This window comes from Sinosporangium album (assembly GCF_900100605.1).
In the GTDB taxonomy this organism is placed as follows: domain Bacteria; phylum Actinomycetota; class Actinomycetes; order Streptosporangiales; family Streptosporangiaceae; genus Sinosporangium; species Sinosporangium album.
Genome location: NZ_FNCN01000003.1, coordinates 55296 through 72573, shown reverse-complemented (window position 1 = coordinate 72573; position 17278 = coordinate 55296). Strand labels below are relative to the sequence as shown.

At 69.3% G+C, this 17278-nt stretch carries 17 protein-coding genes; 9 read left to right on the top strand and 8 right to left on the bottom strand.

The features are described from left to right. Positions 1 to 84: 84 nt before the first annotated feature. From BLQ73_RS03750 to BLQ73_RS03740, 3 genes are all read right to left on the bottom strand, one after another. Entirely contained in the window at positions 85 to 441 is a 357-nt protein-coding gene (locus tag BLQ73_RS03750) for a hypothetical protein (RefSeq protein WP_093168260.1), read from the bottom strand. Beyond that, a complete protein-coding gene (locus tag BLQ73_RS03745) occupies positions 438 to 893 on the bottom strand; it encodes a hypothetical protein (RefSeq protein ID WP_218125606.1) in 456 nt (151 codons plus the stop codon). The genes BLQ73_RS03750 and BLQ73_RS03745 overlap by 4 nt, the downstream gene beginning before the upstream one ends. 65 nt (positions 894 to 958) lie before the next feature. Continuing rightward, positions 959 to 1468 carry a GNAT family N-acetyltransferase gene (locus BLQ73_RS03740; RefSeq protein WP_093168258.1) on the bottom strand — a complete coding sequence of 170 codons (510 nt, stop codon included), beginning with the start codon at positions 1466 to 1468 and terminating at the stop codon, positions 959 to 961. 56 nt (positions 1469 to 1524) lie between these two features. On the opposite strand from BLQ73_RS03740, the gene BLQ73_RS03735 reads away from it, so the two are divergent. After that, on the top strand, positions 1525 to 1899 hold the full coding sequence (locus BLQ73_RS03735; protein ID WP_093168257.1) for an ArsR/SmtB family transcription factor: 375 nt from the start codon (positions 1525 to 1527) through the stop codon (positions 1897 to 1899). After that, positions 1896 to 2381, top strand: a complete 486-nt coding sequence (locus tag BLQ73_RS03730; protein WP_093168256.1) for an SRPBCC family protein — start codon at positions 1896 to 1898, stop codon at positions 2379 to 2381. The genes BLQ73_RS03735 and BLQ73_RS03730 overlap by 4 nt, the downstream gene beginning before the upstream one ends. A 99-nt stretch (positions 2382 to 2480) precedes the next feature. Here the strand turns inward: BLQ73_RS03730 and BLQ73_RS03725 are convergent, their stop codons facing one another. The 3 genes from BLQ73_RS03725 to BLQ73_RS03715 form a co-directional block, all read right to left on the bottom strand. Continuing rightward, a complete protein-coding gene (locus BLQ73_RS03725) occupies positions 2481 to 3071 on the bottom strand; it encodes an Rv1733c family protein (RefSeq protein ID WP_093168255.1) in 591 nt (196 codons plus the stop codon). A gap of 123 nt (positions 3072 to 3194) precedes the next feature. Then, entirely contained in the window at positions 3195 to 4022 is an 828-nt protein-coding gene (gene ppk2 / locus BLQ73_RS03720; RefSeq protein ID WP_093168687.1) for a polyphosphate kinase 2, read from the bottom strand. Between the two features lie 322 nt (positions 4023 to 4344). After that, entirely contained in the window at positions 4345 to 5211 is an 867-nt protein-coding gene (locus tag BLQ73_RS03715; RefSeq protein ID WP_245690771.1) for a universal stress protein, read from the bottom strand. Positions 5212 to 5411: 200 nt separating this feature from the next. Here BLQ73_RS03715 and BLQ73_RS03710 point away from each other — a divergent pair, with 200 nt between their 5' ends. Continuing rightward, positions 5412 to 6086, top strand: a complete 675-nt coding sequence (locus BLQ73_RS03710; protein WP_476712859.1) for a sigma-70 family RNA polymerase sigma factor — start codon at positions 5412 to 5414, stop codon at positions 6084 to 6086. After that, on the top strand, positions 6083 to 6823 hold the full coding sequence (locus tag BLQ73_RS03705; protein WP_093168252.1) for an anti-sigma factor family protein: 741 nt from the start codon (positions 6083 to 6085) through the stop codon (positions 6821 to 6823). Before BLQ73_RS03710 ends, BLQ73_RS03705 begins: the two co-directional genes overlap by 4 nt. 294 nt (positions 6824 to 7117) lie before the next feature. On the opposite strand, the gene BLQ73_RS03700 is transcribed toward BLQ73_RS03705, so the two are convergent. Both BLQ73_RS03700 and BLQ73_RS03695 read right to left on the bottom strand, forming a co-directional pair. Then, positions 7118 to 8323 carry a Cmx/CmrA family chloramphenicol efflux MFS transporter gene (locus BLQ73_RS03700; protein ID WP_093168251.1) on the bottom strand — a complete coding sequence of 402 codons (1206 nt, stop codon included), beginning with the start codon at positions 8321 to 8323 and terminating at the stop codon, positions 7118 to 7120. Positions 8324 to 8831: 508 nt separating this feature from the next. Next, positions 8832 to 9626: an IclR family transcriptional regulator gene (locus BLQ73_RS03695; RefSeq protein WP_176955260.1), complete on the bottom strand. Its 795-nt coding sequence runs from the start codon at positions 9624 to 9626 to the stop codon at positions 8832 to 8834. A 360-nt stretch (positions 9627 to 9986) separates the two neighbouring features. Between BLQ73_RS03695 and BLQ73_RS03690 the strand changes: the two genes are divergently transcribed. The 5 genes from BLQ73_RS03690 to BLQ73_RS03670 all read left to right on the top strand — a co-directional run bounded on the left by BLQ73_RS03690 (position 9987) and on the right by BLQ73_RS03670 (position 17254). Next, complete coding sequence (locus BLQ73_RS03690) at positions 9987 to 11057, top strand: polyprenyl synthetase family protein (RefSeq protein WP_093168249.1); 1071 nt, start codon at positions 9987 to 9989, stop codon at positions 11055 to 11057. A 56-nt stretch (positions 11058 to 11113) separates the two neighbouring features. Further along, entirely contained in the window at positions 11114 to 12046 is a 933-nt protein-coding gene (locus tag BLQ73_RS03685; RefSeq protein ID WP_093168248.1) for a 4-hydroxy-3-methylbut-2-enyl diphosphate reductase, read from the top strand. 102 nt (positions 12047 to 12148) lie between these two features. Then, complete coding sequence (locus BLQ73_RS03680) at positions 12149 to 13546, top strand: family 2B encapsulin nanocompartment shell protein (RefSeq protein ID WP_093168247.1); 1398 nt, start codon at positions 12149 to 12151, stop codon at positions 13544 to 13546. Positions 13547 to 13560: 14 nt separating this feature from the next. Further along, on the top strand, positions 13561 to 15846 hold the full coding sequence (locus BLQ73_RS03675; protein WP_176955258.1) for a terpene synthase family protein: 2286 nt from the start codon (positions 13561 to 13563) through the stop codon (positions 15844 to 15846). A gap of 4 nt (positions 15847 to 15850) precedes the next feature. Next, complete coding sequence (locus BLQ73_RS03670) at positions 15851 to 17254, top strand: family 2B encapsulin nanocompartment shell protein (protein WP_093168246.1); 1404 nt, start codon at positions 15851 to 15853, stop codon at positions 17252 to 17254. The last annotated feature ends 24 nt before the right edge of the window (positions 17255 to 17278 follow it).

Sequence of the window (17278 nt, the reverse complement as noted above, 5' to 3'; positions counted from 1 at the left end):
AGGTCGCGGCGCATGCAGGCTCGGGGCCATTGGTCGAGGCCGTGGGCGGTTTCAGCGGCCGGAACCGCCTCTCAGGTCGGCCCTTCACGTGTCGGTGTCCTTGGGGTGGCGAGTTGAGGCGTAGACGAGGTGAACGGTCCGCCGAACCTCGTCTACCAGGTAGCGGATGCGGCCTCCTGCGGTGACCTCGTACTCCCACTGGGGGTATTCGCGACCGCCCAGAGTACCGGAGGCGAGACGGCCACGTAGCCGGTGCTGCCGGTCCGGGTCCTCCTGCGACAGCGGGTTCGCTCGCAGAGCCTCGAAACACCGTCTAGTGTTGCCGGCGGCCTCCGCACACAGATCGATCCAGCCTTTGGCCGCCTCGCCGGTGGCGAACCGCAGATGCCATTCGTCACCGACCGGCGGAGGCGCGACGGCGTCGCCGCGCTTGGGGCTCACGGCGTGGTCACCTCGCCATGGTCCTCCTCCGGAATCGGGCGCGTAAGCTGCGCGGTCAACACCGGGTCGGCCAGGATGCGGGCGGTGGCGCGCCATTCGACGATGACCCGGTGCAGTGTGGCGTGGACGTCGAGATCGATCGCGTCTCTCGTGGCGTCAACGAGTTCCTGGACGAACTCATGCCTCTCGTCCGCGGAAAGGTGCCTGACCCAAGGGAAAACCACAGGCAGGGCTTGCAGAACGGCGCGAACGCCCTCATCGCTGGCCAGTAATGCGGCGATCATGCGCGCCGCGACGTCCGCGGTTTCCTCCCGCTGGCGGTCGTGCCGGGCTGTCGAGATGAACAGGTCTTCTCCGTCGCGGCGCTTGACGTGCACGCGATGGAACCGGTCGATGGTCTCGGCGACCCGCTTGGAGTGCTTGGACAAGTCCGAGAACGGGACAGTCGGCATGGCCATACCGCAGCATACTTCGGAACACATTCCGAAGTAAAGCGCCGAGGGCATGGAGCCGCTGGTCAGGGGGTGAGGTCGCGGCGCATACAGGCTCGGGGCCATTGGTCGAGGCCGTGGGCGGCTTCGGAGGCGCGGATGGCGTACAGGCCGGGGGTGAGCTGGGCGTCGTCCAGGTAGCGGAATCCGCGGCGTTGGTAGTAGGGGCCGTTCCAGGGGACGTGGGTGAAGGTGGTGAGCGTCAGGGCGCGGTGGCCGCGGGAGCGGGCCCAGTGGGCGGCGTGCTCGAGGAGGGCGTGGCCGAGGCGGCGGCCGGCGTGGGCGGGATGGACGGACACCTGTTCGATGTGGGCGTTTCCGTCGACGATGTCGGCGAGGAGGTAGGCGACGGGGTGGCCGGCGGGGTCGGTGTAGACCCATGCGCGGCTGTCGCGCTGGTATTCGCGAAGAACGTCGAGGGGCAGGGGTTCGTCCTCGGCGACGAAGGCCATGCCGATATCGGCGAAGCACGCGCCCGCGGCCCGTTCGATGTCCTGAAGGAGGGGGAGGTCGTTCTCCTCTGCCGGGCGGATCATGGACCCAAGGGTAGTCGCCTTTACATCGGGGCCGCTCAGGACTAACCTACAACCAAATGGTTGTAGATGATCTGACCGACGAGGCCGTGGACCGCCTGTTCCACGCACTGGCCGACGCCACGCGCCGCGACATCCTGCGCCGCTGTGTGCGGGACGAGCTGTCGGTGTCGCGGCTGGCCGACGCTTACCCGATGAGCTTTGCCGCGGTGCAGAAGCACGTCGCGGTGCTGGAAAAGGCCGGCCTGATCACCAAGCAGCGCCGGGGACGGGAGCAGCTTGTGCGCACTGACCCAGAGGCCGTACGGCGGGCGCGTCTGGCCCTCGACGAGCTCGAAAGCGCCTGGCGCGGGCGGGTGGACCGGATGTCCCGGCTGCTCGCTGAGGACCTGATCGCCGAAGAGAACCCCACGACAAAAGGACAAGAACCATGAGTGTCACCAGCATCGACAAGGACTACGACAAGCTGACCCTCACCCTGATCGCCGACTTCGCCGCCCCGGTGGAGCGGGTGTGGGAGCTGTGGGCCGACCCGCGGAAGCTGGAGCGGTGGTGGGGGCCGCCGACCTACCCGGCGACCGTGGACGGACACGACTTGACACCGGGCGGCGAGATCACCTATTTCATGACCGGTCCAGAGGGCGACAAGCACCGCGGCTGGTGGCGGATCACGTCGGTCACGCCGCCGACGTCCTTGGAGTTCACCGATGGGTTCGCCGACCAGGACGGGGTGCCGTCCGCCGAGATGCCGACCACTGCGGTGCGGGTGCGGCTCAGCGAGCACGAGGGAGGCACCCGGATGGAGATGTACTCGGCTTTCGACTCCCGGGAGCAGATGGAGCAGTTGGTGAACATGGGCATGGCGGAGGGCCTGCGGCTGGCGGTCGGCCAGATGGACGCGCTCCTCGCCGACTGAGGCGACAAAGACAACCGAGGCGACTGAGGCCACCACGCCGACGACCAAGGCCCATGCCGTACGGCCATCAGCCCCCGAGGCCGGTCACGCCGACGGAGGTCAGGCGCCGCGGGTGGGCCAGTGGCGGTCGGCGGCGGTCCACTCGGCCTCCCACTCGGCGAGGCGGCGCCGGTCGAGGACTTTGCGGGTGAGGGCGCCGGCCAGGCAGAGGAGGGCGGCGGCACCGATCATGGTGCCGAGGCCGGTGGTGACGGCGTGGACGACCGTGGTGACGCGGTCCTGCGGGCCGGAGCCGGGGGTGCCGGAGCCGTCGACCCAGATGTTGACGGCTTGGCCGGGCTCTGTTCCGGCGGGGACGGGGGCCAGGGCGGTGGTGTTCTTGTCGCCGGGGCCGTGCCAGCGGACGTGGGCCATGGCGGGGGCGGCTTGGGCCGCGGCGCTGGTCAGGACTCCGTGGGGGGCTTCGGACACGACGACGGCGTGGACCCAGCGGCCCGCTTTCTCCGTGGCCACGCCGTGGTCGAAGGTCATGACGCCTACGACGACGGCGGGGTAGACGGCCACGAGGCCGATGAGGAGCAGGATTGTGACGACGAATGCCTCGATCCTGTCGCAGCGGCGCCGGAGCGGGTTGCGATCCGGTCGGTACAGGCGCAGGCACCTCGCTCCCCATCCGTTCAGTGCGCGCATCGGGAACCACTCCCCCAGCTCTCACATCGGAATCGGTCTCCGTCGAAAGCTCTTTCTTCACCGTTACTCATATACGTCCCGTACGCCAGTGTCCTTGGCCAAGTTTGATGAGGGCCTTCGGGCTCATGTGTCGCGGATCAGTTCGATGGCCACATCGGGCACATAGGTCTCGGGTCTCCGAGGCGGGCGGCGATATCCGGTGGCGGCGGGCCGGAGGGGGATCTCCAGGGGTGGGCGTTCGACCTCCCGGTAGGGGACGGATGCGAGCAGATGGGAGATCATGTTGATTCTGGCCCGCCGTTTGTCCTCGCTTTCCACATGGTGCCATGGCGCCTCGGGAATGTCGGTGTGGACAAGCATCTCGTCTTTGGCGCGGGAGTAGTCCTCCCAGCGGTTGATGGACTCCAGGTCCATTGTGGAGAGTTTCCAGCGGCGCATGGGGTCGGAGAGGCGGGCGTGAAACCTGCGCTCCTGCTCCTCGTCGCTGACCGAGAACCAGTATTTCCGCAGCATGATGCCGTCTTCCACCAGGAGCCTCTCGAAGATCGGGCACTGGTGGAGGAATCTGGCGTGCTCGTCGGGTGTGCAGAAGCCCATCACCCGCTCGACACCCGCACGGTTGTACCAGCTCCGGTCGAAGAGCACGATCTCTCCGGCGGCGGGGAGTTGTTCGACGTAGCGCTGGAAATACCACTGGGTGCGTTCCCGCTCGGTCGGCGCGGGCAGGGCCACGATCCTGGTCACCCGCGGGTTGAGGTATTCCGCGATGTGCTTGATCGTGCTGCCCTTGCCGGCGGCGTCGCGGCCTTCGAAAACGACGACGAGGCGTTCGCCGTTGAAGCGCACCCACTCCTGCAGTTTGACCAATTCTCCCTGCAAGTGGAAGAGCCTCTTCTCGTACGGCTTGCGCCGCAGCTTCGGCGCCGCGTCCTCGTTGTGAGTACCACCCATGAACCGGTTCCTTCCCAGGATCCGGCCATGCCTCATCGAACTCCGCGTCTTTCCGCGACTTTCCTGGTCTTTCCGCGACTTTCCGCGACTTTCCGCCGGGTGGACGCCTCCCCGGCGCCCTCTGCAGCCGACGCTCCGCGGGGTGGGGCCACGCATAGGGCCGCCGGGCGGTCCGGTGTTCAGGGACCGCCCGGCGGGCGACGTGGGAAAGAGGCAATCCTGTTGAAGCCGGTGAAAACTCATCAGGCGTTACCGGGAAAGCAGCCCTCTATACATCCACCTCCAATCACTCGACAGTGCGAGAGTGCGAGCCGAAGGGCGATCACCCTGTGCTGAGCACCACGATCGGGCAGTTCCCGTGGTGGAGCAGCGCGTGGCTCACAGATCCGAGGAACAGCCCCGCCATCGGCCCCCTGCCCCGGGACCCCAGGACGAGCAGTTCCGCGTCGGCCGAGGCCAGGCGCAGCACCTCGGCCGGGTGCCCGTGCCGGCTGCGCTCGATGACCTTCACATCGGGGTAGCGCTCCCCGCATCCGGCGACCACTTCGGCGAGGAGGCGCCGCTCGGTGGCGGCGTCTTCCAGGGCCTCGGCGAGGGTCTCCGGGCCGTAGCCGATGATCGAGGAGTTCCAGGCGTGCACGGCGTGCAGTTCCGCGCCGCGCAGGGCCGCCTCCGCGAAGGCGAACTCGATGACGGACAGGCTCCCGGGTGAGCCGTCCACGCCGACGACCACCACGTTGCGCGGCGGGGCGGGCGGTACGCGGACGACGGCCACCGGGCAGGTTGCCTGCCCGGACACGCCCAGGGCGACCGAGCCGAGCAGCAGGCCGCGGAAGCCTCCCAGGCCGTGGTTGCCGACGACCAGCAGGTCGGCCTCCTTGGCCTCTTCGAGCAGCGCCAGCCGGGGGTCGTCGCCGAGGAGGCGGGACTCGACCGCGACATCGGGGGCCTCCTGCTTCACTCGGGCCACCGCGTCGGCCAGCACGGTGGCCGCGTTGTCACGCATCCAGCGGCCCACCTCGGCGTGGGGTGCGTCCTCCGCCATCTCCAGCGCCCACTCCGCCATCGCGTAGACCACGCGCACTGGGGCTCGGCGCATCTCGGCCTCCCGCGCCGCCCAGGCCGCGGCCTCAAGGCCGGTGTCCGACCCGTCCACTCCGACCACGATCATCCTGTCTTCTCCCCTCATGCACGAACGATCAAATCCCAGCGCGGGGTCACCACGACACCGCCAAAGGTCCCTTACCCCTGGGACCTCCGGCGGTGCCGTACGGCGCAGGCCGCCCCGCGCAGCCGTACGGCATGAGCCGCAAATCCCCGCGGATTCCCGTGAACCCGGCGCCGTGTCTTCGCGTACAACCGGGTGGACTCGGCATTCGAAGGACCACCGTGACTCGACAGCACACGCAGGCGACGGCAGCACCGGTCGGCCTGGCCGGCGGCGCACTCACCCTCCGGAGACGTCCGACCATGGAGAGCACTGGAGCGCGGCGGAGGTGGTTCGACCTCCTGCGTCCGCCGGGCGGGCGCGACCGCGATCACGATCACGCCCGCGCCCATGACGGGGAGGCGGTCTTCGCCGCCCTCTACCGGGAGTATCACCGGCCGCTGCTGGCGTTCGCCGTCCGGCTCACCTTCGGGGACCGGCAGTGGGCGGAGGACGTGGTGCAGGAGACCATGATCCGCGCATGGCGAAGCGTGGATCAGTTGGATTCGGGTGCGAATTCCTTGATGCCGTGGTTGGCGACGGTGGCGAGACGTATCGTGATCGACGATCGACGCCGTAAGGAAGCACGGCCTCAAGAGGCGGGCGAGGCCCCGCTGGAGAACGTGCCGATGCCGGACGAAGTGGAGGGCCTCCTGCGCCAGGTGGTCGTGGCCGAAGCATTGAAGTCGCTCTCTCCCGCTCACCGGGAAATCCTCAACGAGACGATCCTGCGTGACCGGTCGGTGAACGACGCCGCCGAGAAACTGGGCATTCCTATAGGCACTGTGAAATCCCGCGTCTATTACGCAGTCCGGGCGTTGCGCCTGGTGCTTGAGGAGAGAGGGGTGAAGGCGTGAACGCCCCGATTCAACACACCGATGTGGCCGCCTACGCCCTGGGGTTGCTCGACGTGAGGGACCGGGCCGCATTCGAGACGCATCTCGCGACATGCGAGCCATGTGCAGCGGAACTCGCGGAGATGTCCGGCCTGGCCGGGCTGCTCTCCGATCTAGGGCCGGTCGAGGCCGACGTCAAGGAAGGCGAGGAGGGCGGGCAGGCCACCGACCCCGAACCCGCGCAGGTGATCGATCTCGTGCGGCGTTCGAAGGCGGCCCGCCGCCGCGCTCGCAGGACTACGTTCCTGCTGGCCGCAGCCGCCGCGGCGGTCCTCGTCGTGGGCGGGTACGGCGTGGGCGCCGCGGTCGGCGGCCCCGGCGACGGGGGGTCGGCGCACGCCACGGGCGGGGTGCAGAGCTTCGCCAAGGAGATGTTCCGCCATGGCGACAAGTTCCCGGGCACGGGCCCTTCGGGCGTCAGCGGGGTGGTGGCGGTCGAGGCCAAGGACTGGGGCACCCATGCGGTGGTGGAGCTCACAGGCGTCCGCAGCCCGCTGAAGTGCGAGCTGATCGCGGTCTCCAGGTCGGGCGAACGGCGGGTGATGACGGGATGGGCGGTTCCCGCCGGGGATTACGACGCGTCCGGGCCCTCGGGGCCTTATTACTTCCACGGGGGCACGGCCTTTGCCCGCGATGAGATCGCCGCTTTCGAGATCAAGGTGATCGATGGCGAGACGCTGCTTTCAGTGCCGGTCTAGTTTTCCACGCCCGCACATATCCACGAGAGCCTTCCGCTACGGCGGGGGGCTCTTTTCCGTCACCACCACAGCGCGCCGCAATGCGTATTTCTACACATTCACCGGTTGAACCCGGTAAATGCGGGTCCCCGTACTGCTGGACATACACAGATGAGAATTCAGCATCCAGGGGATGGACATGGTCGAATACCCGCTCCGCTCACTCGCGATCACCGGCCACCGCGGCCCTCCACATCAGCGGCCCGCCGGGGTGGGGCCGGGGCCGCTTCGCCCGGCCCGGGACCGCGGCCCGGGTCAGATGACCGGCGAGGTCTCCCCCGGGCCTCCCCTGGCCTGCCGTACGGCGTGCGCCAGACCCGCGACGGCGAACGCCAGGGCGACGAGCAGCGCGCTGACCCACAGCGGGGAGCGAAAGCCCAGGCCCGCGTCGATGGCGGCTCCGCCGGCGGCGGGTCCGAGCGCCGCGCCCACGTTGAAGGCCGCCGTCGCGAAGGAGCCGGCCAGGGTCGGCGCCCCGGACGCCGCGTACACCGCCCGGGTGATCAGCGTCGAACCGACCGCGAATGAGAGCGTCCCCTGCACGAAGAGCAGAAGCAATGCCGCCACCGGGCTGTCGGCGGCCACGGCGAACAGCAGCCACCCGGCGAGCAGGGCGCCGCCGCCGGGCACGAGCAGCCGCATCGGCCGGTTATCCGACATCCGGCCGGCGACGGTGACGCCGAGGAACGACCCGAGGCCGAAGAGGGCCAGCAGGACCGGCGTCCAGCTCTCCTGGAACCCGCTGACCTGGGTCGTGAGGGGCAGCAGGTAGGTGAACGTGCAAAAGGTGGCGCCGTTCACCAGGGCGCCGAGGAGCAGGATCACCAGGAGCCGGGGACGGCGCAACGCCCGCAGTTCCCGGCGCGCACTGGGCACTTCGGCATGCCGACGGGCCGTGGCCTCCGGCACCGCCGGGGCGGGGCCGGGCACCGAGCGCACGACCGCGATCAGGACGGGCGCGCAGATCAGGGCCACGGCCCAGAACGCCGACCGCCAGCCCCAGAGCTGTCCCATCAGCGCTCCGGCGGGCACCCCGGCGACGCAGGCGAGGGTGACGCCCGACAGGAGGACGGAGATGACCCGCCCCTTGGCATGGGGTTCCACCATGCTTGTCGCCGTCGCCATCCCCACGGCGAGGAACCCGGCATTGGCCAAGGCTCCGATCGCGCGGGTGGCGAGCAGCACACCGAAGTCGGTGGTGACGGCCCCGACGATGTGGACCACCATGAAGACGGCCAAGAAGACCAGCAGCGCCGTCCGCCTCGGCCACCGCAGGCTGAGCACCGCCATCAGCGGCGCTCCGACGACCATGCCTACGGCGAAGGCCGAGGTGAGCGCCCCCGCGGCGGGGATGGACACATGAAGGTCTTGGGCGATGCCCGGCACCAGGCCGGACAGCATGAACTCGGACGTCCCCTGGGCGAAGACCGCCAGTCCGAGCAGGTAAATGGCGAACGGCACGACAACACTCCACAACCACATCGCGGGTCGATGACAGGACGCGGCGCACGCCGCGACGGCCCGGCGCGGCGGAGTGTCACGAGGAGCAGCCGTACGGCCGGGCGCGCGGCATCACCGCGTGAAGGGCAACCGGTGGACGGCGCCGCGGTGGACGCCGGGGAAACGGCGTGGGCGGCGGGTCATCCGGTGCGAAGACAGCCCGTGCGACAGTGCTTCGGCGGCGTGGAAGGCGCAGCATGGCCGACGCGGCGTGGACAGCGGAGAGCGGCGCCGTCTCGCATGGAGCGGCGCGTCGGCTGGACACAGCGAAAAGCCACCGAAGGACCGGTGGCTAGCGTCTTGACGCCTCGGGGCTGGACATGCGGCCCACCGTAGTGAGGCGCCGCCGCCCCCGTCCAGCGAATTAACGGGCCCTGAACTCCCCCTGCGATATGACCTTCACCGCCGAGTTCGTGTACGGCACGTCCGCCTTCGCCCCGGACCTGCCGCTGAGTCGGCGTCGTGGGGGTCAGAGGAGGCGGGGGGCGGGGGTGAGGTGGGGGGTGGGTTGGCGGGCGGCGTGTTTGCCGACGGCGCTGGAGAGGGCGTTGGCGGTGCGCCGGACGACGGCGGCGAGTTCGGGGAGGTGGAGGGTGCCGGCGGGGCCGGCGACGCCGATGGACATGCAGATTCTGCCGTCGGGACCGAAGACGGGGGCGGCGGCGCAGGCGATGCCTTTGGCGAGTTCTTCGCGGGCGTAGGCGACGCCTTGGCGGCGGACCCGGTGCAGTTCGCGGTCGAGGGCGGTGTCGGTGACGAGGGTGTGGCGGGTCATGCGGGTGCGGCTGCCGTGCCGGCGGAAGGACTGGCCGAGTTCCTGGTCGAAGGCGAGCAGGACTTTGCCGGTGGCGGTGCAGTGGAGCGGGGCGCGGTCGATGTCGTCGGAGGGCGAGTCGATGCGGCTCTGGCCGTAGACGCGTTCGACGTAGGCCGCTTCGAGGCCGCGGGCGACGGCGAGGTTGACGGTGTGCCGGGTCAGCTCGTAAAGGCGGACCAGGTGCGGTAGGACGATGCGGCGGGCGGCGGGGAACGGCCGCCGGCCGTGGCCGGCGAGGGTGAGGAGATGGTCGCCAACGGCGTAGTCGATGCCGATGCGCTGGGCGAGGCCGTTCCGGCAGAGGGTGCCGAGGAGGCGGTACGCGGTGGTCTTCGGAAGTCCGGTGCTCCTGGACAGCTCGGCGAGGCTCATGGGGTGGGAGGCCTTACTGAGCGAAGTCAGGATGGCGATGGCTTTCTCCAGGCTGGTGGGCGACTGGACGGGCACTATCTGCGTGGACAGGACTGCTTCCTGACAAGCGCTATTCTGCGACATTCTCCTACGCACCTATCCGGCTTGGGGAAGGCATGCGCCATCCATGGATCTGTCAAAGCATGACTACCCAAGGCAATGAATTGTCCACGGTAAGTAGCGGACAAGCCATATTACAGGCCATGGGCACCCCAAGGTGGCGGCGGTTGGCGACATGTCGGCTTTGCCGTACAAGATCCATCTATCGGCTTGGGCGTCCGGTAGCCCCAGACCGGGCGCGGTTCAAACGTTCCACTATTCGGAATGGACGCTTTTACTTTTAGTAGCCGCTCAATAGCGTTCCGCGCATCAAGGGTCTTATGAGGGGTACGCGCGATGATCGTGGAAACCGAGCAGACAACACCGGTGGAGCCTGATACACAGATAAAGGCGCTGGTCGACCGCAGGCTCGCCGACTTCCTGGGCGAGCACTCCGCGCCCGTGGACGACCCCGAGGTGGCGGACGCCTATCGGCTGCTCGGTGACTTCGTGCTCCACGGCGGCAAGCGTGTCCGGCCCCTCCTCTGCTACTGGGGCTGGCGCGGCGCGGGCGGCGGGGAGAGCGAAGGGGTGATCTCCGCGGGCGCGGCCCTGGAGCTCTGCCACGCGGGCCTGCTGATCCACGACGACATCATGGACAGCAGCGACCTGCGCCGCGGACGCCCCACGATGCATCACAGCCTGGCCGCCCTGCACGGCGGCTCGAGCGCTCCCGAGTTCGGGCGCGCGGCCGGCATCTTGATGGGCACCTTGGCGCTGGCCTGGGCCGATGAACTGCTGGCCGTGGCCGAGGTCGCGCCCGGCAGGCTACGTACGGCACGGACCCTGTTCGACCAGATGCGCACCGAGGTGATCATCGGTCAGTACCTCGACATCCTCACCCAGGTTCAGGAACGCTCCAGCATCGAGCAAGCGCTGAAGGTCGTGCGGTTCAAAACCGCGAAATACACCGTCGAACGCCCCCTCCAGATCGGCGGAGCCCTGGCCGGCGGTTCCCTGGAACTCGTCGAGGCCTACTCCCGCATCGGCGTGCCCCTCGGTGAAGCGTTCCAACTGCGCGACGACATTCTCGGCATGTTCGGCGACGCCGGGGAGACGGGCAAGTCCGTGCTCGACGACCTGCGCGAAGGCAAGAACACGGTCCTGATCGCCCACGCCCGCCGTTACGCCTCGCCGAGCGAGCAGGCCCACCTGCAGACCTGGCACGGCAACCCGGAGCTGACCGAGGAACGCGCCGCCGAGGTGCGGGACATCGTCGTGTCGACGGGGGCGCTCGCGCATGTCGAGGCGCTGATCGGCGACCGGGCGCGGAACGCGTTCCAGGTGCTCGGCAGCGCGCCGATCACGCAGGAGGCCAAGGACGGCCTCGCCGTACTCGCCAACGGCCTCGTGCATCGCACCCGGTGACAGCCCGGACCGGTCCGAAGAGATCCGACATGGCCATACCAGGGAGGGCAGAGGTCATGGGACGCGTACTGCTGGCGGCGCCGCGGGGATACTGCGCGGGCGTCGACCGGGCCATTCTCACCGTAGAGGAGGCGCTGCGCCGGCACGGGGCGCCCGTGTACGTGCGCAAGCAGATCGTGCACAACACCTACGTGGTGGACGATCTGACCCGCCGGGGCGCGGTGTTCGTGGACGAGCTCGACGAGGTGCCGGACGGGGCGCTTGTCGTCTTCTCCGCCCACGGGGTCTCCCCCGAGGTCAAGCACCAGGCGGACGGGCGCGGCCTGCGGACGGTGGACGCCACGTGCCCGCTGGTCACCAAGGTCCACAAGGAGGCCGTACGGTTCGCCCAGGCGGGCCACGAGATCATCCTGATCGGCCACGCGGACCACGAAGAGGTGGAGGGCACGCTCGGCGAGGCGCCGGAGCGCATGCACGTGGTGGACCCGGCGCGGCCCGACGAGGTGGAGCTGCCCGAGGGCTCGACGGTCGGATGGCTGTCGCAGACCACGCTCTCGGTGGACGAGACCATGGCGGCCGTGACGCGGCTGCGCGAGCGGTTCCCGAACCTGATCGACCCGCCGAGCGACGACATCTGCTACGCCAGCCAGAACCGGCAGGAGGCCGTCGCCAGGATCGCCCCGCACTGCGAACTCGTCATCGTCGTGGGCTCGTCGAACTCGTCGAACTCCCAGCGCCTGGTCGAGGTGGCGCTCGGCGCGGGCGCGGGCGCGGCCTACCTCGTGGACCGCGCCGCGGACGCCGATGAGCGGTGGCTCACGGGCGTGACGACGGTCGGGGTCAGCTCCGGGGCGTCCGTGCCGGAGCACCTGGTCGCCGACCTGCTGGACTGGCTCTCCTCCCGCGGCTACACCGACACCGAGGCCGTGACGCTGACGGAGGAGACGCTGACGTTCTCCCTCCCCCACGAGCTGCGCAACGAGGGCTGACCCAGCCCATCAGACTTCAGCCCCCACGTCCCCGACCCCGGTGGATCGGCCGAGGGACGGGATGAAGAAACCTTCCACCCCCGATGAGAGGTATGTCTCGCCATGACCGAAACGGTTCCCGGAAACGGAAACGGGCAGTCACAGCTCAGCCTAGGCACCGCCGCCGCGCGCAATCTGGCGACGACCACCAAATCCGTGCCGCAGATGCAGGAGATCACCTCGCGGCACCTGCTGCGCGTGCTCCCCTGGGTAGAGGCGATCGGCGGAACGTACCGTGTGAACCGCCGCCTCAGCTACGCCGTCGGAGACGGACGCATCACCTTTGTCACGACCGGCGCCGACGTGCGGGTCATCCCGGCCGAGCTCTGCGAGCTGCCGACGCTGCGGCAGTTCGACGACGCCGACGTGCTGGCGGCCCTGGCCGGCCGGTTCGTGCAGCGGGAGTTCGACGCGGGTGAGACCCTGGCGTCGGCGGGCGACTCGGCCGACCAGCTCGTCCTCATCGCCCACGGCAAGGTCAGCCGGGTCGGCGTCAACGCCTACGGCAACGAGACCACCCTCGGCGTGCTGGCCGACGGCGACCACTTCGGCGACGAGGTCCTGACCGAGAGCGACGGCGAGTGGGATTTCACCGCCAAGGCCCTCACCTCAGGCACCGCCCTCTTCCTCGACAGGCAGGCGTTCCAGGAGGTCGTCGACCAGTCGCCCGAGCTGCGGACCCACCTTGAGGACTACCGGTCGAGCGCCGGGCACGACACCAACGTGCACGGCGAGGCCGCGATCGCGCTGTCGTCGGGCCACACCGGCGAGGTGACGCTGCCGGGCACGTTCGTGGACTACGAGCTGAAGCCCCGTGAGTACGAGCTCAGCGTGGCGCAGACCATCCTGCGCATCCACACCAGGGTCGCCGACCTCTACAACGAGCCGATGAACCAGACCGAGCAGCAGCTCCGCCTCACCGTCGAGGCCCTGCGCGAACGGCAGGAGCACGAGCTCGTCAACAGCCGGGAGTTCGGCCTGCTCCACAACGCCGACCTCGGTCAGCGCATCCACACCCGCACCGGCCCGCCGACCCCCGACGACATGGACGACCTGCTGGCCAAGGTGTGGAAGAACCCCGGCGTCGTCCTGGCGCACCCGAAGGCCATCGCCGCCTTCGCCCGCGAGTGCAACAGCCGCGGCATCTACCCGCAGAGCACCGAGCTGCACGGCAACAAGGTGCCGGCCTGGCGCGGCGTCCCGATCCTGCCCTGCAACAAGATCCCGGTCAGCGACCAAGGGATCAGCTCGATCATCGCGATGCGGACCGGCGAGGCCGAGCAGGGCGTGATCGGCCTGTACCGCACGGGCCTGCCCGACGAGTACCAGCCCGGCCTGTCCGTCCGGTTCATGGGCATCAGCGATAAGGCGATCATCTCGTACCTGGTGACGACGTACTACTCCGCCGCCGTCCTGGTTCCCGATGCTCTCGGAATCCTGGAAAGCGTCGAGATCAGCTAGGAGACAGGACGAGGATGCAGCCTTTCACGCTGCCCGACTTCTACGTGCCGTATCCGGCGCGGCTCAACCCCCATCTGGAGAGCGCCCGTTCGCACACCAAGGAGTGGGCGAGGACCATGGGCATGCTGGATCCCGACCCGGCGGTCTGGGACGAGGCGCAGCTCGACGCCATGGACTACGGGCTCATGTGCGCATACATCCACCCCGACTGCTCGGCCGAGGTGCTGAACCTCGTGACCGACTGGTATGTGTGGGTGTTCTACTTCGACGACCACTTCCTGGAGGTCTACAAGCGCTCCGGGGACCTCGCCGGAGCCAAGGAATACCTCAGTAGGCTCCCGGCGTACATGCCCGCCCACGGAACGGACGGCATCCCCGAGCCCACCAACCCGGTGGAGCGCGGGCTGGCCGACCTGTGGCGGCGCACCGTGCCCGGCATGTCGGCCGACTGGCGGGCGCGGTTCATCGAGAGCACGAAGAACCTGCTGGACGAGTCCCTGTGGGAGCTCTCCAACATCAACGCGGGCCGGGTCGCCAATCCGATGGAGTACATCGAGATGCGGCGCCGGGTCGGCGGCGCTCCGTGGTCGGCCAACCTGGTGGAGGTCGCGAACGGCGCGGAGGTGCCGGCCCGTGTGGCGGGGACGCGTCCCCTGCACGTGCTGCGGGACAGCTTCTCCGACGCAGTGCACCTGCGCAACGACCTGTTCTCCTATGAGCGGGAGGTCAGGGAGGAAGGCGAGCTGAGCAATGGTGTGCTCGTCTTCGAGAAGTTCTTCGGCCTCGACACCCAGCCGGCCGCCGACGCGGTGAACGACCTGCTCAACTCGCGTCTGCACCAGTTCGAGAACACGGTGCTGACGGAGCTGCCGGGGCTGTTCGAGGACCACGGGCTGGACCTGTCGGAGCGCCTCGCCGTACTCGCCTATGTGAAGGGCCTGCAGGACTGGCAGTCCGGCGGGCACGAGTGGCACATGCGGTCGAGCCGCTACATGAACGGCGGGGGCCGGGCGACGCCGACGGCGTCGTTCCTCGGCGGGCCCACCGGGCTCGGCACGTCCGCGGCGAAGATCAACCTCCTTCCCGGGCTGCTCGGCCCGGGAGGTCCGAAGAGCCACATGCACGTCCCGTTCCAGCGGGTGGGGCCGGTCGAGACGCCGGACTTCTACATGCCGGTTCGGGTACGGCTGAACCCGCATCTCGACGAGGCCAGGCGCGAGGGCGTGGAATGGTCGGAGCGGATGGGGTTCCACGCCCCGCTGCCCGGCCTGCCGGGGCCGGGGCTGTGGTCGGCCGAGCAGAACAGGGGCTTCGACTTCGCGCTGTGCGCGGCGGGCATCGATCCGGACTCCACGGCCGACGACCTGGTCCTGTCGACGCAGTGGCTCACCTGGGGCACCTACGCCGACGACTACTTCCCGCTGGTGTTCGCCCGCGACATGGCGGGGGCGAAGGCGTTCCACGCGCGACTGCTGGAGTTCATGCCGCTGGACCTCGGGGCCGTCCCCACGCCGGCGAACCCGGTGGAGCGGGCCCTCGCCGACCTGTGGGTGCGGACCGCCTCGCCGCTGCCGCCCGACGGGCGGCAGCTGTTCAGGGACTCGGTCATCACCATGACGGAGAGCTGGCTGTGGGAGCTCGCCAACCACATCCAGAACCGGGTCCCGGACCCGGTCGACTACATGGAGATGCGGCGGCGGACCTTCGGGAGCGACCTCACCAAGGCGCTGTCGCGGCTGGCCCACGGGCGGTCGCTGCCGGCGGACATCTACCAGACCCGCACCGTGATGGGTCTGGAGAACGCGAGCTCGGACTACGCCATGCTGGTGAACGACGTCTTCTCCTACCAGAAGGAGATCGAGTTCGAGGGCGAGGTGCACAACTGCATCCTCGTCTCGCAGGACTTCTTCTCCTGCGACAAGGATCAGGGGGTGGCCGTCGTCACCGACCTGGCCAACGCGCGGATGCGGCAGTTCGAGCATCTCGCGGCCCATGAGCTGCCCGTGCTGTTCGAGGACCTCGATCTCGGCGCGGAGGCCAGAGAGGCGCTCACCGACTACGTGAAGAAGATGCAGGAGTGGATGGCGGCGGTCTTGTTGTGGCATCAGAAAACCCGCCGCTATCTGGAGTCCGAGTTGCGCCATCCGCTGGGGCCGCCCGCGTCCGCCTTCACGCCGCAGTGGAGCGGCGGGGGGACAGGCGGGTGGACCGGCGGGTGGACCGGCGGGCCGACCGGGCTCGGCACCGCGACGGCGCGGATCGCCTCCCTGCTGACCCTCGGCAACAGATCGGCGGTGTGATCCCGTGACCGTATCCAACGGCGCAGGCGGAGCGAACGGTACGCCGCTCAGCCTCGACACGGCCGCCGCGCGCAACCTCGCGACGACCACCAAGTCGGTGCCGCAGACGCAGGGGATCACCGGCAGGCACCTGCTCCAGGCTCTGCCCTGGGTGCGGGTGCCCGGCGGGACCTACCGCGTGAACCGCCGCCTGACCTACAACCGGGGCTCGGGCCTGGTGGCCTTCTCCTCCACCGCGCCCGGGGTCGGCGTCGTGCCGCCGACGCTGAGCGAGCTGCCCGCTCTGCGGGGGTTCGACGACCTCGGGGTGCTCACGGCGCTGGCCGAGAGGTTCGTACGGCTGGAACGCCGCGCCGGCCAGGTAATCGCCGCCGAAGACTCCCCCGCCGACCAGGTGCTCCTCATCGCTCACGGGCGGGTCGGCGTCACCGCGGCGGGCGAGTACGGCCGGGCCCGGCACCTCGGCGTCCTGTCCGAGGGCGAGCATCTCGGTGCCCGGGTGCTCCAGGCCGCCGACGAGCCGGGCAGGTGGGAGTTCACGGCGACGGCACTGACGGCGTGCACTCTGCTGAGCCTGCCCGCGGCGGCGTATCGCGAGCTTCTCGACCGTTCGCCGTCCCTGGCGGACCACCTCCGGCGGGGTGCGGCGGGCGGCGGAGCGGCCCAGAACAAGCACGGCGAGGCGGAGATCGCGCTGTCGGCGGGCCACGTCGGGGAGGCGGTGCTGCCGGGCACGTTCGTGGACTACGAGCTGAAGCCCAGGGAATACGCGCTCGGCGCCGTACAGACGGTTCTGCGTGTCCACACCAGGGTCGCCGACCTGTACGGCGAGCCGATGGACCAGACCGAGCAGCAGCTCCGGCTCACCATCGAGGCGCTGCGCGAACGGCAAGAGTTCGAGATCGTCAACAACCGCGACTTCGGCCTGCTCCACAACGCCGACCTCAGGCAGCGCATCACCACGAGATCCGGTCCTCCGACCCCCGACGATCTCGACGAGCTGCTCTGCCGGAGGCGCAAGTCCCGGTTCTTCGTGGCCCATCCTCGGGCGATCGCCGCGTTCGCCCGCCAGTGCAACGCCTACGGCCTCTATCCGGACTCCACCGAGTTCGAGGGGACGAGGGTCACCGCCTGGCGCGGGGTTCCGATCCTTCCCTGCGACAAGATCCCGGTCAGCGAGCGCGGTCTCACCTCGATCATGGTGATGCGGACCGGTGAGGAGGACCAGGGCGTGATCGGTCTTCGCGGCGCGGACCTGCCCGACGAGTACGAGCAGGGCGTGTCGGTCAGGTTCATGAAGGTGGACGACAAGGGGATCACCTCCTACCTGGTCAGCGCCTACCAGTCGGCGGCCGTCCTCGTGCCCGACGCGCTCGGCGTGCTCACGGACGTGGACGTCACCCGGTAGGGGCGGCGCAAGAACGGGCCCGGG

Excerpts from the sequence above, each read along its gene's own strand:
- BLQ73_RS03745 (WP_218125606.1), bottom strand. The coding sequence starts at position 893 with ATGCCGACTGTCCCGTTCTCGGACTTGTCCAAGCACTCCAAGCGGGTC.
- BLQ73_RS03740 (WP_093168258.1), bottom strand. The coding sequence starts at position 1,468 with ATGATCCGCCCGGCAGAGGAGAACGACCTCCCCCTCCTTCAGGACATC.
- BLQ73_RS03735 (WP_093168257.1), top strand. The coding sequence starts at position 1,525 with ATGGTTGTAGATGATCTGACCGACGAGGCCGTGGACCGCCTGTTCCAC.
- BLQ73_RS03730 (WP_093168256.1), top strand. The coding sequence starts at position 1,896 with ATGAGTGTCACCAGCATCGACAAGGACTACGACAAGCTGACCCTCACC.
- BLQ73_RS03725 (WP_093168255.1), bottom strand. The coding sequence starts at position 3,071 with ATGCGCGCACTGAACGGATGGGGAGCGAGGTGCCTGCGCCTGTACCGA.
- ppk2 (WP_093168687.1), bottom strand. The coding sequence starts at position 4,022 with ATGGGTGGTACTCACAACGAGGACGCGGCGCCGAAGCTGCGGCGCAAG.
- BLQ73_RS03715 (WP_245690771.1), bottom strand. The coding sequence starts at position 5,211 with ATGAGGGGAGAAGACAGGATGATCGTGGTCGGAGTGGACGGGTCGGAC.
- BLQ73_RS03690 (WP_093168249.1), top strand. The coding sequence starts at position 9,987 with ATGATCGTGGAAACCGAGCAGACAACACCGGTGGAGCCTGATACACAG.
- BLQ73_RS03685 (WP_093168248.1), top strand. The coding sequence starts at position 11,114 with ATGGGACGCGTACTGCTGGCGGCGCCGCGGGGATACTGCGCGGGCGTC.
- BLQ73_RS03680 (WP_093168247.1), top strand. The coding sequence starts at position 12,149 with ATGACCGAAACGGTTCCCGGAAACGGAAACGGGCAGTCACAGCTCAGC.
- BLQ73_RS03675 (WP_176955258.1), top strand. The coding sequence starts at position 13,561 with ATGCAGCCTTTCACGCTGCCCGACTTCTACGTGCCGTATCCGGCGCGG.